Origin of the sequence: Vibrio sp. L5-1, from assembly GCF_021728315.1 — a bacterium.
Classification (GTDB): domain Bacteria; phylum Pseudomonadota; class Gammaproteobacteria; order Enterobacterales; family Vibrionaceae; genus Vibrio; species Vibrio splendidus_K.
In genome coordinates this window covers 90190-107589 of the sequence record NZ_JAKKCQ010000006.1, presented here as the reverse complement: position 1 = coordinate 107589, position 17400 = coordinate 90190, and the positions used below count along the sequence as shown (strand labels likewise).

Sequence of the window (17400 nt, the reverse complement as noted above, 5' to 3'; positions counted from 1 at the left end):
TGAGCGTAGTATTTTTAAATAGAGAGTCGGGGGCTGTTTTAGTTAATTTAAAATATAGTTCTCGCTATTTAAAACGAAGCGTTTTAATACCTTTTAATTGAAAAGTTCTGGGTAGAGTAATGACGAAATATCTAAGAAAAATAACACCTAAACCTCTGCTTGATTTGTTGAGGAAATATAAGTACAGAATGTACAGAGAAAGAGACTTCTTAAAAAATCACGGTTATGAATTAAATATTAAAGACCCAAAGACGTTTAGTGAGAAATTATACTATCGTAAATATTATGGGAATTTTGATAATATGGCATTATTTGCAGATAAGTATAAAGTAAGAGAATATGTAGCAGGTAAAGTTGGCTCAGAATATTTAATTCCTCTTCTAGGTGCATATAAAAAATTTACACATGAGGATTGGTGCGCACTTCCAGAAAAATTTGTACTCAAGTCTAACCATGGTAGTGGCCCTAACCACTTGCAAATAGTTACAGATAAAGCGAATGAAGAAGTTAGTAGTGTTGTCAGGAAGTTTGAAGAAGCGCTAGAAGAGTCATTTGGCACAGTAAAACAAGAACCTTTCTATGCGAAGATTGATAAAATAATCATTGCAGAGCAGTACCTTGAATCTGACGCGTTAACACCTAATGATTATAAGTTTCATTGCTTCAACAACAAAATGTTTATCCAGGTTGACAGCGACCGCTATGAAGGACATAAACGCAGTATCTTTGATATCGAATGGAATCGCATGAACTTTCGCCTCGATTCAAGTTTTCCCGAGGTTGGAGATTGTTCACCTCCACAAAATTTAGGTCAAATGGTAGAGATAGCAAAAATACTATCAGAAGACTTCGACTATGTTCGTGTCGACTTATATAACATTAATGGAAAAATCTACTTTGGAGAACTTACACAAACGCATGGTAATGGCACCGAAGATTTTAAGCCCACAAGTGTTGATAGAGAGTGGGGCGACTATTGGAAATTAGACAAAGAGAATAAAAATCTTTATCAAACAGGCATAAAGTAGACTAGGTGGTATTTTGGTGGTTAGTAAATTGATTTACTCGGTGGAACAGTTGAGATGAGTAGTTCTGACTTTGAGACACCTGAAGCACAACGCGTTACAGTCTTAGTAAGTATTTTGTTGTTCTTTAGCTACTTTGTACTACCAGGCCCCGCATATGTGGCTTTTTTGACATTTGTAATAGCGGTGATTCCTAGTTTAAAAAGCCATACAATATCAATATTAACGATATTTTATTTTTCTTTTCTGATTGCTAGTCGATACAGTGGAGATATTTGGGGGGGATCTGATGATTTACCATCATATTTTTTAGCGTATGACGCAATTTCGAGTGGAGAGAGAGGGGCTATTGATGCATCTTTTTACTATGCGAAACATTTGGATATTGGATTTATCGGTTTAACTAAGTTAGTTAATTATGTTTCTGAAGGTAATCGCTTTGTATATTATTTTACGGTGGTATATCTATCTCTTTTTACATACTATGTCTTTTTATGTAAGGCATTGAAAGGACGTTATGCATTATTTGCTTTAGTTATATTTCTTTTGTATTTTAAGAATATACACCTTTCCATGCATATTCTTAGGAGTAGTTTTGCGATTCCAATAATATTACTTGCTCTGGCTTGCTCATCCTATGTGAGATATGTTGTATTCTTTCTGGCTGGCACTGTTCAAGCATCGTCTACTGTTTTAGCATCATTAACATTAGTGTCCAGGGAGTTTATTGACCGATTTTCTCTTATTCAAAAAATTACAGTTGCAATATTAACCTTAGCAATGTTCTTTTTTATCGGAGAAATTTATTTGTTTGGGAAAATAACTCATGCAAAGTTATCTGTAGGGTTAGGTAATTATCCTGTAATTCTATGTAATGTGGTTATGGGTATTGCATTTATTGTAACTTCAAATAAGAGGTTGATGAATGATCAGGGTAATGTCCGTTGGATTTACCTATACGGATATTTTATTTTTGTCAGTCTATTAAGTCTTGCTTTTAGTCAACATACATATAGATTTAGCCAGTTTGTTTTATACCTAACACCATTTATAATGGCGCTTTCTATTTCTGAAGGAAGAAATTTTGATTACTTACAATATGTTTTTGCTTTGATTTATATTGCGGGTGCATATTTTACATATTACTATATCGTTGATTTAAATGAATCGAGTTTTTATTACAGAAGCTCTGGTGATGTATTCATAAATGGGTTTTCACAGTTGTTGCTGTTTTTTGATTACTTAGATATGGATGTGGATTACTATAAGTTTTGGAGGCTAAAAGATGGATGATATTAAAGTTTCTGTGGTTATACCTGTATATAATCGTTCTAGTATAATTTCGTCTACACTTGATAGTATCGTTGCGCAGACACATACAGACATCGAAGTCATTATAGTAGATGATTGTTCAAGTGATAGTGATGAGTTACAATTAAAATTAAGTCAATATGAATTAAATATTAAATATATTAGACATGCTACTAATATGCATGGTGGGGCCGCTAGGAACACAGGTATTGATGCTGCTAGAGGCGAGTATATTGCATTTTTAGATTCAGATGATACTTGGTCGCCAAATAAAATTGAAATGTGTTTAAGTCGGGTTGTTTCTAAAAATGAAATATTATACTCAAAGATAGCTGATAGAGGTTCAGTAAAGCCCACGTTTGCATTTGATAATAAAAAAGATGTTGATGAATACTTAATTGTCGAAAGGCAAACAATGCAAACCTCCTCCCTCTTTATGAAATCGAGTCTTGCTAAAACCGTAAGGTTTGATCCTAGTTTAAAACGATTCCAAGATACAGACTTTATAATCCGAGCCCAAAAACTATTTAACGTAAAGTTTTCGCTAATCGATTCTGTTTTAGTGTATATGAGCGACGAGGACAAAGAAGGAAGGATTTCTTCTTCGGTTGACCCAAAACCTGCGGAAGTTTGGTTGAAAAAAAATAGGTCGTTATTAACGAAGCGAACCATCGCTGTTTTTACTTTTAATCGTATTATTAACTATTCATCAAACTCTTTATCTAGAGTGTCGCTCTTCTACCTTTTTATTAATGAAAGATGTTATAGATATCTTTGTAAGTTGGATGGTAAGGTTTTTATTAAATGTGTCTTGGGCCCATATCAGAGAAGATTTAGACGATGAATATTAAATTCTTATCTAACCTATATCCATCTGAGAGCAAACCGTTTAAAGGTACTTTTGTTCGAAATGTTCTTGAAGGGTTTGAGAAAAGAGGGGGACAGGTCTCTCTAATTAGTTTACACGATAGTAGTAATAGTAAATTTGGCAAGTTAATTGATTATATACAGTTTATTTGGCGTTCTTTTATATCTGGTTTGAAATCGCGTGAAGGTGAAATACATTATGTTCATTATACATCTCACTCTTCTTTAGGGTTGATACTCGCATCATTTTTTAAGTCAAAAGACAAATTGATTATTGTATCCAATGTTCACGGAAGTGATATTTTGCCAGAGAAAATGGGCGTCTTCTCTAAGGTCAAGATATGGATTTCCCAAAAAATATTGAACATTTCAACATTAGTAGTTTCGCCATCTGGCTATTTCAAAAATGTCTTGATGACAGAATATGGCGTTTGCAATGGGGATGTTATTGTTAGTCCTTCTGGTGGAGTCGATGCTTCAGTATTTCGGCCTTCTTCAGAAGTTAATAAAGAATTTACTTTTGGGTATGTGGGTAGACTAGAGGAAGACAAAGGTATTTTTGATCTTTTGGATGCATTTCGTTTGAATCAATTGGAAAACCCTCAATCAACACTGATATTAGTGGGCACTGGCAGTTGCGAAGCTCGACTAAAAGAGGTGATTAACTCTATGAGCGGTGTCACAATGCTTAAAGGGATGAGTCAGCGTGATCTGGTCAATGTTTATCAGTCACTCAAGTTCTTAGTTTTTCCTTCAAAACGAGTATCAGAAAGTTTAGGACTAATACCTATTGAAGCGATGATGTGTGGAGTACCAGTTTTATCGTCAACCATTGGTGCAACCAAAGATTATATTATTGAAGATATGTGTAAACTGGCTTTCGAACCGGGTCGAGTAGAAGAGTTAGAGGTGGCGTTGAAGGTTGCTACTGACATGTCAGTAAATGATTACTTGCGTCTTAGTGATTTAGCTTTAGAAACAGCTAGTAATTATTCTTCGAGTAAAGTTATTGATGATCTTTATCGAACATTAAAGTCCCGATTAGATACAAGGCTAAGTAAATGAAAAATATCGCTATAGTGTTTGGCTGTGGTGGGCATAGAGCCCAAGCAAATAGGTTTCACCAAACTTTTTCTCAAGATGAAGACGTTGGCTTTTTCGGTATTACTGATGAAGGAAGTAGACCATATTGGTGCAAAGACTTTCTCGTTTTAGAACCATTTAGAGATAAGTATTCGGGGGAAAAAGTTTCGTTTTTTAAGTTCATTTCTAATGTAGCGAAGGCCTATAAGTTTTTACACGATAATAATGTATCTACGTTGGTTTCGTTTGGGCCTGGAGTTGCTATTTTTGTGGCAGTAGCAGCCAAATTAAAGGGCTGCACTATAATCCATTTTGAAACTTGGTCAAAGTTCTACTCCCCGACAATGACGACGAAGGTGATGAAGTATCTGACCAAAAACATTTTTGTCCAGAATGTCGAATTGAAAAGCTCAATACCTTATGGAAAGTATGTAGGTAGGTTTTAACTATGAATATATTGGTTACAGTTGGTACAACCGCCTTTGATGAACTGATCACCGTCATCGACGAAAAGTTCGAACAGGATAAATCTGTAAAGATTGTTGCTCAGACTTCATCAAGCTCTAGCTACACACCGAAAAATTTTGAGTCGTTCCAGTTTAGTGACAATTTTCAGTCATATGTAGATTCAGCTGACTTGATTATCACCCATGCAGGAGCTGGTTCAGTTTATTCTATGCTTGAAAATAGAAAAAAATTAGTAGTCGTACCTAACTTAACCCGCGCTGACAATCATCAAATTGAATTAGCTAAGTACGTCCAAGATAATAATTTTGCTCTTTCGTGCTTCGATTTAGCTGAGGTGCAATCTTGTATCAATAAAGCAAAAGGTGCGGAGTTCACACCTTATCATTGTGAGAAGTTTTTCGGTCACAGTATTATCCGGGAATTATTGAAATGAACATATTAGTGACAGGGGCTTCTGGTTTTGTCGGGGCGAAGCTACTTGAAAGGCTAGACTCATCATTGGTTAAGGTGTTAGGAAGAGGTCTACCTGTAAACTTTCCTCAGTCGCATTTTTATCAACTAGATATTGGTAAAAGCACTGATTATACTGAAGCCTTGTGTGATGTTGATACGGTAGTTCATTTGGCTGCCCGTGTCCATGTTATGAAAGATACAGCTGTAATGCCTTTGGAAGAATATCGTGAGGTAAATACTCATGGAACCATTAATTTAGCCCAGCAAGCTGTTAGAGCGGGAGTCAAAAGATTTATTTTTGTTAGTAGTATTAAGGTACTCGGTGAGTCGACTCGTTTGAACTCGCCTTTTACACACGATGATGACCATTCTCCTGAAGATGATTATGGGTTATCGAAGTCAGAAGCTGAAATCAAACTATTTAAGCTATCTGAAGATACCGATATGGAAATTGTCGTGATCAGGCCTACGTTAGTTTACGGTCCAGGGGTAAAAGCAAACTTTGCCTCCTTATTGAACTTAGTATCCAAAGGTATTCCATTACCATTCGGTTGTATTACAGATAACCGACGCAGCTTGGTATCAGTTGCAAACTTAGTTGATCTTATTATTACTTGCATCGATCACCCTAAGGCTGCTAATCAAACATTCTTGGTTTCAGATGACAATGATGTTGCTACTTCTGATATGGTTGCATTGATGGCAAAGGCCCTTGATAAGTCTCAATGGCAGCCTCCTGTCCCTAAGTGGTGTTACAGACTAATGGGTAAATTGATAGGTAAACAAGCTATGGTCGATAGACTGCTCGGCTCATTGCAGGTGGATATAAGCCACACAAAAGAAACGTTAGATTGGATACCGCCACAAAGTCTAGAAGAAGGCGTCAAAGAAGCCGCGCAAGCGTTTTATAACTCAAAACGGAAGTAAACCTCATGATCCGATTACTCGACTTTTTTGCCGCATTTTTCGGTTTGCTATTTCTTTGGCCGATTTTATGTTTTGTTACTATTGTTGGCCTTTTTGATACTGGTTCTCCGATCTTCGTGCAGGTGCGTGTTGGTCGTAATAAGAAGCCATTCAAGCTAATCAAGTTTCGTACTATGTCTGTAGAGACTAAGTCTGTGGCTAGCCACTTAGCCAGCAATTCTGCCATTACCAAGTTCGGTCATTTTTTGCGTAAAACTAAAGTGGATGAGTTACCGCAACTGATTAATGTTTTAAAAGGTGAAATGAGCTTAGTTGGTCCACGGCCGAACTTGTTCAATCAAGAACAGTTGATCGAAGAGCGTGAGGCCCTAGGTGTATATGATGTTAAGCCTGGTATTACTGGTCTTGCCCAAGTTCAAAATATCGATATGTCCACCCCGCAACTTCTAGCTAAAATCGATAAGAAAATGATCGATACGCTTACCTTAAAAAATTATTTTAAGTATATCTTGCTAACAGCTACAGGTAGCGGAGCTGGCGACGCCGTGAAGCCTAAATAAATCATCATAATTGAGACGTGAAAAACTCTATTGCGAGAGCGTGTTATATGGATTTATAAAGTGCGTGTTACTAGACGGATTAATTTGTTACGGGTGTTAATTGTTTCTGCTAATCCATAATTCGTTTGGATTGTTTTTGAGCATTTTTAGTATAAGACATTATGAAGATATGAAGATATGAAGATATGAAGATATGAAGATATGAAGATATGAAGATATCAAAGGTCAAAGGTGTTGAAGTCGTTGCTTGAGACGTTGCTTGAGACGTTGCTTAGGAGGGCTAGATTGGCCCTCATGGTAATTTAATTTCTATGCCAACGTTTTAAGTGGGCATGTTGCGTGATTGTATCTAACCGTATGGTTGAGGGAGTCTGTGGTGTATGAGGGTAAAGATTATGCAGTGGATCTGTTTTGCAGTGACTAATGTTACAATCTTTGTCTGAGTAGAAGACAATATTTGATCACGCCAGTACAATACTGGCGTTAGTTTTATTTAGAGAAACATAATGGCTAGGCTTAATTTTTTCTGGAATTTATCTCGTTTTCATAAGCGAATAATCAGTATATGTATTGATGTTTTTTTTATTGTTGTATCTTTTTACGGAGCATATTGGACTCGTATAGGACACATACAGCCTCTTGGTGAGATATCTATCCAATATGTATTATTGGGTACCTTGTTAGTTACAGTGCTAGCTTATACTAAGCTCGGTTTATATCGCGCTGTCTTACGTTACCTAACATTTCATGTTTTGGCTGTCGTTAGTATTGGCGCCGTGATATCAGCCGCTACCATTGCTATATTGGCTTTTTACTTTGATGTTTTCATACCGCGTTCAATCCCAGTCATTTACGGTTCTTTCCTTTGTATTCTCAGTGGAGGTTCTAGACTATTAATTAGAGCTATGCTTTGGCAGGTAGGAAGCAGAGATAAAAAGAAAGTTCTAATCTATGGAGCGGGATCTGCTGGTAGGCAACTTGCTCTTGCTCTTCGATCATCTGATAGTCATAGGGTTATGGGCTTTGTTGATGAAGATAGTACGCTTGGCAATACAATTATTATGGGCCTTAAGGTTCACGGTATTGGTTCAGCACAAGCACTAGTTGGTAGATTTAATATTAACCAGATTTTACTCGCAGTTCCCAGCGCTTCAAGAGCTCGACGCAAAGAGATTTTAAATGCTTTGGTGCATCTTTCCGCTGAAGTTCTCACTATCCCAGATATGAAAGATATTGTTGAAGGGAAGTCGAAGATTGATGAATTGAAAGATGTCGCCATTGATGACTTGTTGGGACGAGATCCAGTGGTACCTCAGCAAGCTCTTATGGAAGCAAATATTAAGGCTAAAGTTGTAATGGTGACTGGTTCCGGGGGGTCTATCGGTTCAGAATTATGTCGCCAAATTATACGTAATAAGCCTAAAGCTCTCGTTTTATTTGAACTCTCGGAGTTTGCTTTGTATCAGATAGAACGTGAAATATCTTTGTTGAATGAAAATGAACGTCTAGACGTTGAAGTAATTCCGTTGTTAGGCTCAGTACAACGCATAAATCGCTTATCTACTGTAATGAGAAGTTTTAGTGTTGATACTGTTTACCATGCGGCAGCTTATAAGCATGTCCCTTTAGTTGAGTATAATGTTGTTGAAGGAGTCCGTAATAACGTTTTTGGTACTTATTACACAGCAAGTGCAGCCATTGAAGCTAACGTCGAGTCATTTGTTCTCATCTCAACAGATAAGGCGGTCCGCCCTACTAACATAATGGGTACTACCAAGCGTTTAGCTGAGCTAGGTTTACAAGCTTTAGCAGAGCAAGAGAATGCTAAAAAGAATGGCACTCGATTTTGTATGGTCCGTTTTGGCAATGTGCTTGGATCTTCTGGCTCGGTTATCCCACTATTCAAGCGTCAAATTGCCAATGGTGGACCAATTACTGTTACCCATCCTGATATTATCCGTTATTTCATGACTATTCCTGAAGCGGCGCAGTTAGTGATTCAAGCTGGAGCTATGGGAAAAGGAGGTGATGTATTTGTTTTAGATATGGGAGAGCCTGTTAAAATTACGGACTTAGCTGAGAACCTAATCAAGCTTTCTGGTCTTGATGTGAAGAATGATGAGAACCCGTACGGGGATATTTCGATTGAGTTTTCAGGACTTCGACCTGGAGAGAAGTTATTTGAAGAGCTGCTTATTGGTGATAATGTCGCCCCCACTGCTCATGAGAGGATTATGACAGCAAATGAACAATTTCTTGTGATAAGTGAATATCAAGAGTTGATTTCAGAACTAGATGAAGCATGCCATAACTTTGAACATGAAAAAATTCGCCAGCTATTGTTAGATGCTCCGACTGATTTTTCTCCAACCGATGGGATTGGAGATCTGGTTTGGAAGCAAAGTAATTTGCAAAATACTTGATATTTTCCTTTATTAAGTAAAAAGGTTTCGTTAGTTGGATTATTCGAAAGTCGTTGGAGTTGACATTTTTGAATACGTCGAGCTTGAAGCTAAGTTGCTAAATAGGTAAGTCATATGGTTTATAAAGTAAGCCATAAAAATAACGTACGGTGTGGTGCATGATACCGTTTTTACATAGAGGTTTGAGAGATTTTCAGTGAAACAACAGACACAGTCAAAGTTATATTCCCAACAAAACCCAACTATGCCCATATCAAATCACGACTTTGATCTTCGAGAGCTTTTTAGAGTTTTGTGGAATGGTAAGTTTATAATAATTCCTATTACTGCTTTGTTTACGGTGGTTAGTATTTATCTTGCATTGTCGGCTCAGGAGTTGTGGTCATCTAAGGCCAAAATCGAAGAGTCTCAACCTCAAGATGTGGCAGCATATGAGCAACAGGTCAAACAATTTCAACCTATTTTCAATGTATATCAAGATGATGGGACTGTGTTGATAAGTAAGGAGTTAAACAAATTGGTTGATCCCGAGTTGTTGTTTGAACGTTTCGTGAGTACTTATAGTTCAGCTAATAACAAACGAGCTTTCTTGGATAGTAGTGCAGAATTTCAAGAATTCAAAGGTGCAACTTTGGTCGATAAAGCTGAAATGACAGAAGATATTACTCGCAGGTTGTATTCTGAATGGTTTGATAGAATTTCCGAATCCAGTTCAAATGAAAAAGGACAGAGTTTATCTTATGCTGTTAGTTTTCAGACACCTACACGAAAAAGTAGCTTTGATTTGTTAACAGCATATATTTTGTTTACTGAAACAAAAGTTCATCAAGATGCTTTTAATAATTTAAATGCAGTAGTTAATGCTAAACGTAATGAGTTAATGCAACAAAAGAGAATACTCGAGAATCAAGCAAAAAATCAATTACTTACTGAAATTGAGCGAACTAAATACGCGATGGAAATAGCTCGTGCAGCAGGTGTGGAAACTCCTATTCTGACTGGTAATTACAATGAACTGTTTGGTATAGAGCTTGGCTCAAAAGGGCTGAAAGCAAAAATTCGAGCTCTCGAGTCGATAAAGAGTTTGGGTGTTATCGAGCCTCGATTGCAACAAATTAATGCAAAGCTAGACATGTTGCATGATCTTAAGATTGACCGTAGTGTTGAGTTTAATACCTTTCGTTTTATCGAGAGTGTCGAACAACCAATTACTCGTGATAAGCCTAAACGTGCTCTTCTTGTGGTTTTAGGGACATTATTAGGTGGGCTGTTTGGTTTAGCAATTGTATTGATAAGATTTGTGTTTAGGAAAAAGGATTAACTCTTCTAATGGCGGGTGGTTAATCACTCGCCATTTTTACTCATCTTACATACTACTCCTTGAGCCAAGACTGCGTAATGAATGGCTATCGTAACTCCAACCAAATACCGATACCTAAAGTTTGGGCGAATTAGGGTGCTTCTCCTTAACACATAGAATGCCAGAGCAACCTCCGTACATCATTCAAACTGTATTAAGCAAAAATGCGGGCGACCGTGTTCAATTTTTCCCCATTCATCTTTTCACCCCTTCCTGACGCAATCCTGACGTTTTTTTTGAATCGCTGTGGTGCGTTTACTAATTATACATTTACTTGATAGCGGTTATTACCTATCATGTTGTTCAATTAGTTGTTTAATCAGAGTAATTCCTTTTTAGGCTATCTATCATTGAGTAGATGGTTTTGGTTGGATATTGAAAGCAAAGCAGCAATCTTCTTGTGTTGGTATCTTCTTGAGTACCATTTTTGTAGTGTCATACGAAAAGATTATGCTAGCTGCTCGCTTGCAACATAGTAAGCAAGCTACTCTCAAGTTCTTTGTACTTGTTAAACAACATTGAGAAATCTGGCGAAATTCAAAAGTACAGTATTGAGCTATTTTTAGCTTCTAGCTTCTAGCACTCAATATTGTGCAATTACGTCAGTGATTTTGGTACGGAATGGCGTGTATGAGTGTCTGCTTTTTGGGCTTTCATACAAAAACTGATTAGACTATCGCTTAGATTTGCTAGGAAAATCAGCCTCAGTTCAGTTTGAAATATGGAAGATATAATTATATGAAAATGCAGTGGTTAGCTAGGGTTTCACCTTTGTTGTTACTATCAACAGCAGCTGTTGGAGCTGATAATTTATACGTAGGCGCTAAAGTTGGTAATGTAACTGCCGATAACTTTGCACCATTAGTAGAGAGCCGCACGGCTATTGATGACTCAGACACATCTTACGGTCTGTTTGTTGGTTATCATATCGTAGATACACTAGCCATCGAAGGTGGTTATAACTACCTTGGTGAGTATGATCTTAAAGACATTGCAGGTGGCAGCTACGAAGCAAGCAGCTTTGATGTGGTGCTTAAAGCCTCTGGAAATGTAACTGATAGCTTAGCGCTATACGCAAAAGGTGGCATCGCCATTTATGACTGGAAAGCAAACGGTGCAGGTGTTGAGTCTGATGATTCTGGTGTGACTCCAACGATTGCTTTTGGTACTGAATACTCGATTACGTCGGCAATGAAAGTCGGTATTGAATACCAGCTATATCAAGATATTGGTGGCGTCGATATCGACTCGTTTAATGTTGCTTTGTCGCACAGCTTTTAATCATTTTTAGGGATAAATTGTGAAATATAAAATTTTAGCGTTATCAGTCGTTGGTGCAATCCTTGGTGGTTGTGGCAGTGACAACAACAACAGCGTGCCACCGGAACAAGCGTACCGTAACATCATGGCTTTCGATCCTGCAGTTATGGGTATGAAAGGCACATTCAGCTGTGATGATGGAACAACGGGCACTTTAAAGGCAACTAACTTTTATGGTGTTTCTGAAGTAACCGAGCTTACCGTTTTTAACAAGCCTGAAACTTGTGCGTTTACATATAACGCAACACCAGGCGCCAAAGATGTTTCTAACGGCAAAGACATGAGCAAGGTGAGCTACAAGTTCCCTAAAGGCTTAGCAAATCTCGATGACCTCGTGACGTCTTCTCCAATCTCTACCCTAATTGAGAAAGAGCTAGATGGTGCACCTTATGACGAAGCAACGGGTATTCAAGTTCTAACGGCTCTTGGCCTTGGTGACTTGTTGAACAATGGTAGCATCAGCAGTGTGGCTGACTTCTTGCGTCGTACCGACGAAGTTATTGCAGACCTTCCTGCATCTGAAGCTAGCCTTGTATCAGCTACAAACGCAGTACTATCAGATGTGCTTGTAGTAAGCCCTGATGCATCAGTAAGCGAAGTGTCTGATGCGACTGTTGCGATCGCAGACAAAGTCATTGAAGAGAACCCTGCTTACCCTGAAAACCCGGATGGTGACACAATTTTCTTGGATCTAACTGAAGACCCAACGTTAATTGAAGATGTTGTGGCTGATCCAAATACTCCTGTGGATCTTCCTCCTGCAAAAGACGCGGAACCTGTTCCAAACCCAGATGATGGTACTAAGCCACCAACTGGTGGTACTGGTGGTACTGGTGGTACTGGCGGTGGCGGTAACGGCGGTGGTACTGGCGGCTAATTTAAGCATCAATAATAAAAGGCACCACACGGTGCCTTTTTTACATGCTGTTACTATCAACATAGTCACAATTAAGCATAGTCACTATCAAACTCTTTCACCATTAAACGTAGTCACTAACAAAAATAGTCACTGTCAAATACGGTTAAAACCTATTGTATCCCAATGAAAATACTCAGTTATTCTAAAAATACATCTCTCATAGCATCTCTTGGCGCATTAGCTATCGCTTCTAATGTCTACGCCGTCGATAACTTGATGTCGTCCCAAAGTTATACCGGCGCAATTATTGTGCCTAATGCTCAAGTGATGGACACTGGCGACATCTCTTACCTCTATGGTCAAGGCGTACCATACAAGGGGAAAACCAGTGAGTTAGATAACATATTATTTAGCGTTGGTTTATTCGATGGGTTTGAAGCGGCAGGTCGAATTGTCACAAAAACTTATGACTGTCACCTTTACGCAAATGTACCCAACTACAATCCTAATTGTGGTAACGGTATTCGTGATTTATCGGCATCGTTTAAATACCAGCTTCCTTTCGTTAAAGATTGGACAGGGTTTGATTTTGCCATCGGTGTTCAAGATTTAGGTGGCGCGGCCAGTAACTTTGAAACCTACTATGCCGTAGCCGATTTTGAACCTGACTTTGTTCCAGCAAGGTTTAGTGCCGGTTATGGTAAATCAGAAGTGAGCCATGGCGTTCTGAACGGGCCTTTTGCCAGCCTAGAATATCAGCCGTTGGATTTTGTTCAGCTTATTGCAGAGCACGACTCTCACCAATTTAACGCTGGCTTGAAGGTGTTCACACCAGAAAACTATTTACCACTGGATACGCAGTTATCTTTTCAATACCAGTTTTACACCAGTGGTAATGCCGATATAGACATTTGGTCGGTAGCAGCATCTACTCCTTTAATGGGCTTCTCTGAGTCTCGCCGAGTGAATGAGTTAACCCTAGAAGACAAGATCGCAGTAGAGCAAGCGCATCATAAATTTGCTGGTATGGTTCAACTTAAAAAAGCACTGGTTGATGAAGGCTTTCTTAACGTTAGAATATCTGCGGATGATATTGGTTTAAACGTAGCACTGGAAAACCGACGTTATAACCGTAACCAAGTGGATGGCGTTGGTGTTGCTCTGGGTATCATATCTTCCTACGTGGGTGAAGGGATGCTGCAAGACCTCGGGGTTAAAAATTACCAACAACAAAACATTCGCTTGTTTAACTTGGTGAATGACATTCCGATGATGGAAATGATCACCAGTGCGCCATGTTACCGTGAATTTGTAAAAACGGGTGAACCTTGCAAAACCCTTCTTGTGCGTACTTCTGATGTGAAAAAGAGTTATGCAAAAGCGAACTTTGATAAAGAGGTGGCTCGTTCTGGCTTTGGTCGTACGCAGGTGATTGTTTCTCCAGCCTTGTATCACAATACCGCCACAGAATACGGTGTATTTGACTACTCTTTAGCGCTTGCCACTAACCTGTATACACCTCTTTGGAAGGGCGCTGCGTTGGATGTTCGACATGTAATGCCATTGGCAGAGAGTGACGACTTCGAAGACGGCGAAATTTGGGGTGACAATGCCTTTGAAAATGAAGTTGACAGAATTCTATTCCACCAGGCATTCCAACTGCCTTACAACCTCACGACTCAGTTCTCATTCGGTCAGGTTTACGGAAACTTCTTAGGCTTTGTGAACGAAACACAGTATGCGAGCAACAGTGGCCGCCATATTCTAGGGTCTGAATTCGCCAACTTTTCTGCTCAAGACGAGTACGACTCAAAAGGGAATGCGATCTTAGATGCGACCCCGATGATTGGCCACTACACCTACTCAAGGCCTGATTGGAATTGGCAAGGTAAAGTGCAAGCCGGTCAATTCTGGAAAGGCGATGAAGGGGTACGCGTGACCACCAGTCATTGGCTGGGTGATGTGAGAGTTGATGCTTCATACCAAACCACAAAAGCGGTAGGCAGCAATGAAGCCGAAGATTTTGTGACACTTTCTATCGCAATCCCGCTGACACTATGGCGAGATATGAGCCCTGACTACGTTCAATTACGTGGTATCGACCAGTTTGTATACGCACTTCAAACTCGCGTTGGTGATACTCACAATAATTTAGGTACAGGCTTAGGTGTCGATACTGGCTTACAGCACAATATTGAAAGGCAGTACTTCAACCGTAACCGCATCGGTGCGAGTTACTACTATGAAAACAGACAGCGCTTACGCAATGCTTACCTAAAATATTTAGAAGCAGTAAAATAATTTAGCGTAACATCTAAAATTAAGAGCCAGCACCTCATGTGTTGGCTCTTTTGCTTTTGTTCTTAGCTTTTGCTCTTAGCTTACTCGTATCTCGCTACTCTCATCTGCCCTTAAGCTTTTCGCATCTCGTTTACCCGCATCCTGAATCTGCTCTTTAGCTCTTCGCATCTCGTTCACTCGCATCCCGTATCTGCCCTTAAGCTCTTCGCATCTCGTTTACCCGCGTCTCGCATCTGCTCTTATCTTTTCGAATCTCGCTACTCGTATCTCGAATCTCTCGTCTGCTCTTGAGCTCTTCGATACTCGCTTACCCGCATCTCGATACTGCTCTTATCTGCTCCTAAACCATTCAACTAGGTTGATAATAAACACAAATTGTGGATAATGTTTACGGATTAAAATGACCGGATGCAAGCATAGTTTTTGCTGCGTTTGGTATTGACTACGCAGTGTGGTGTCGCGGACGATCAAAGGGCGGTAGCGTTTCGATTTTTCGATGCCAAATGAGAGCTGGATCTTGTTATTTCTCCACTTCAGCTCTATTTGAAGCTGTGTAGCTGATAAAATTACTCGCTTAACTTCCTTTGGGTGTCCTTTGGGGTATCACAACACATTCCGTTTCTATGACTTGGTAAACATGAAGATCAATAAAAATCGTCTCCTTTTCGCGCTTATACCTGCATTGCTTGTAGGGTGTACGACTCCAGGTACTCACCTGTCTACCGGTGGTAAGAATGTGATTCAGCCTTCTGAGGAACAACAAGAGTCTGATATTTCTGAAGTGGTGAATGTGTATCCGCTGACGGCACAGTTAGTATCGACTTACCAAACAAGTACATTGTCGGTGTCACAAGCCAACCCTGAACTCGACGTAGACATCGCAAAGTATGAATACCAAGTGGGTGTCGGTGATATCTTAAACATCACGATCTGGGATCACCCTGAACTGACCATACCGGCGGGTTCTTACCGTAGCAGCACAGAAGCGGGTAACTGGGTTCATGCCGACGGCACCATTTTCTATCCGTACATAGGTACCGTCGAAGTGGCAGGCAAAACCGTGCGTGAAGTGCGTACTGATATTGCAAATCGCTTAGCAAAGTACATCGAAAGCCCTCAAGTTGATGTTAACGTAGCGGCTTTCCGCTCTAAGAAAACTTATATTACTGGTGAAGTGTCTAAACCTGGCCAGCAGCCAATCACCAACATCCCTTTAACGTTACTGGATGCCGTGAACCGTTCGGGCGGTTTATCTGAAGATGCGGATTGGCGTAATGTTTCTTTAACCCGCAATGGCGTGGAAGAAAGCCTGTCTTTGTACGGCTTGATGCAACGTGGTGACCTAACCCAAAACCGCTTACTGCAAGCGGGTGATATTGTTCACGTGCCTCGTAACGACAACCAAAAAGTGTTCGTGATGGGTGAGGTGAACGATCCTCAACTACTCAAGATTGATAGAGTAGGGATGAGCCTAACCGAAGCACTCAGCAACGTAGGTGGCATCAACCAACTGACTGCAGATGCGACAGGTGTGTTTGTGATTCGTACTTCGGATGATAAATCAGAACGTATGGCGGATATCTACCAACTGAATATGGAAGACGCCTCAGCCCTAGTCATTGGCACCGAGTTTGATTTAAAACCTTACGATATTGTTTACGTTACCGCCGCGCCAATCAGCCGCTGGAACCGTGTCATTGGTCAGCTTGTACCGACCATTTCTGGCTTCAACGACCTAACCGAAGGCATGTTGCGCGTTCGTAATTGGTAATTAGTCAGATTGATAATCAGGTTGCATGTTGCGTGTGACCTGATTTTTTTATGCTTGTAGGCCCAATACAATTAGAGACAATTATGTTTAATAAAATTTTAGTGGTCTGTGTAGGTAACATTTGTCGTTCCCCGACTGGAGAGCGCGTTCTTCAAAAATTGCTACCGAACAAAGAGGTAGCCTCTGCTGGCATCGCTGCTGAGAAAAGCCGTTTAATTGGTAAGCCAGCGGACGACATGGCGATTTTAATTGCCGTTGAAAATGGTGTCGATGTTGAAAACCATCAGTCTCAGCAAGTTACACCACAGCTTTGTGCTCAGTATGATTTGATATTGGTGATGGAGAAGGGCCATATGGAGGCGCTCACTCAAATTTCACCGGAAGCGCGTGGTAAAACCATGCTGTTTGGTCAGTGGATTGGACAAAAAGACATTCCCGACCCGCACCGTCAAAGCCGTGAAGCGTTTGAATATGCTTATAAGCTGATTGATGAAGCCGCACAGGCTTGGGTAAAAAAACTGTAGGTATTAAAAATACAGTAGGTTTAAATAGACAGCTTTTTAAATGTCATACTCTACACGTAGGCGTGGCTAAGCCAGCAACAGAATCATATAAAAGAGAAGTACGCGGAGCGTATATATCATCTCTTAAATAGCAATAATTTAGGAAGTA

At 39.7% G+C, this 17400-nt stretch carries 15 protein-coding genes; all 15 read left to right on the top strand.

Features of this window, described 5'->3' with window-relative positions; all coding sequences use genetic code 11:
• Positions 1-119: 119 nt before the first annotated feature.
• The 15 genes from L3V35_RS19435 to L3V35_RS19365 all read left to right on the top strand — a co-directional run bounded on the left by L3V35_RS19435 (position 120) and on the right by L3V35_RS19365 (position 17252).
• Positions 120-1028: an ATP-grasp fold amidoligase family protein gene (locus L3V35_RS19435; RefSeq protein ID WP_054547937.1), complete on the top strand. Its 909-nt coding sequence runs from the start codon at positions 120-122 to the stop codon at positions 1026-1028.
• 54 nt (positions 1029-1082) lie between these two features.
• Entirely contained in the window at positions 1083-2318 is a 1236-nt protein-coding gene (locus L3V35_RS19430; protein WP_054547936.1) for an EpsG family protein, read from the top strand.
• Positions 2311-3180, top strand: coding sequence for a glycosyltransferase family 2 protein (locus L3V35_RS19425; protein ID WP_235451174.1), 870 nt, complete (start codon positions 2311-2313; stop codon positions 3178-3180). The genes L3V35_RS19430 and L3V35_RS19425 overlap by 8 nt, the downstream gene beginning before the upstream one ends.
• Entirely contained in the window at positions 3177-4268 is a 1092-nt protein-coding gene (locus L3V35_RS19420) for a glycosyltransferase family 4 protein (protein WP_054547935.1), read from the top strand. Before L3V35_RS19425 ends, L3V35_RS19420 begins: the two co-directional genes overlap by 4 nt.
• On the top strand, positions 4265-4732 hold the full coding sequence (gene pssD / locus L3V35_RS19415) for a PssD/Cps14F family polysaccharide biosynthesis glycosyltransferase (RefSeq protein WP_054547934.1): 468 nt from the start codon (positions 4265-4267) through the stop codon (positions 4730-4732). Before L3V35_RS19420 ends, pssD begins: the two co-directional genes overlap by 4 nt.
• 2 nt (positions 4733-4734) lie before the next feature.
• Positions 4735-5187 carry a PssE/Cps14G family polysaccharide biosynthesis glycosyltransferase gene (gene pssE / locus L3V35_RS19410; RefSeq protein WP_054547933.1) on the top strand — a complete coding sequence of 151 codons (453 nt, stop codon included), beginning with the start codon at positions 4735-4737 and terminating at the stop codon, positions 5185-5187.
• Positions 5184-6134, top strand: coding sequence for an SDR family oxidoreductase (locus tag L3V35_RS19405; protein WP_054547932.1), 951 nt, complete (start codon positions 5184-5186; stop codon positions 6132-6134). Before pssE ends, L3V35_RS19405 begins: the two co-directional genes overlap by 4 nt.
• Before the next feature lie 5 nt (positions 6135-6139).
• Entirely contained in the window at positions 6140-6694 is a 555-nt protein-coding gene (locus L3V35_RS19400; protein WP_054547931.1) for a sugar transferase, read from the top strand.
• Between the two features lie 506 nt (positions 6695-7200).
• Positions 7201-9117 (top strand): nucleoside-diphosphate sugar epimerase/dehydratase, encoded by a 1917-nt coding sequence (locus tag L3V35_RS19395; protein WP_054547930.1) that lies wholly within the window; start codon positions 7201-7203, stop codon positions 9115-9117.
• A gap of 196 nt (positions 9118-9313) precedes the next feature.
• A complete protein-coding gene (locus L3V35_RS19390) occupies positions 9314-10438 on the top strand; it encodes a Wzz/FepE/Etk N-terminal domain-containing protein (RefSeq protein WP_054547929.1) in 1125 nt (374 codons plus the stop codon).
• Positions 10439-11215: 777 nt separating this feature from the next.
• Positions 11216-11758 (top strand): outer membrane beta-barrel protein, encoded by a 543-nt coding sequence (locus L3V35_RS19385; protein WP_237300510.1) that lies wholly within the window; start codon positions 11216-11218, stop codon positions 11756-11758.
• A 19-nt stretch (positions 11759-11777) separates the two neighbouring features.
• Positions 11778-12674, top strand: coding sequence for a serine/threonine protein kinase (locus L3V35_RS19380; protein WP_237300509.1), 897 nt, complete (start codon positions 11778-11780; stop codon positions 12672-12674).
• A 165-nt stretch (positions 12675-12839) separates the two neighbouring features.
• Positions 12840-14957, top strand: a complete 2118-nt coding sequence (locus L3V35_RS19375) for a YjbH domain-containing protein (RefSeq protein WP_237300508.1) — start codon at positions 12840-12842, stop codon at positions 14955-14957.
• Positions 14958-15594: 637 nt separating this feature from the next.
• Complete coding sequence (locus L3V35_RS19370) at positions 15595-16728, top strand: polysaccharide export protein (protein WP_237300507.1); 1134 nt, start codon at positions 15595-15597, stop codon at positions 16726-16728.
• Between the two features lie 83 nt (positions 16729-16811).
• Positions 16812-17252, top strand: a complete 441-nt coding sequence (locus L3V35_RS19365) for a low molecular weight protein-tyrosine-phosphatase (protein WP_237300506.1) — start codon at positions 16812-16814, stop codon at positions 17250-17252.
• The last annotated feature ends 148 nt before the right edge of the window (positions 17253-17400 follow it).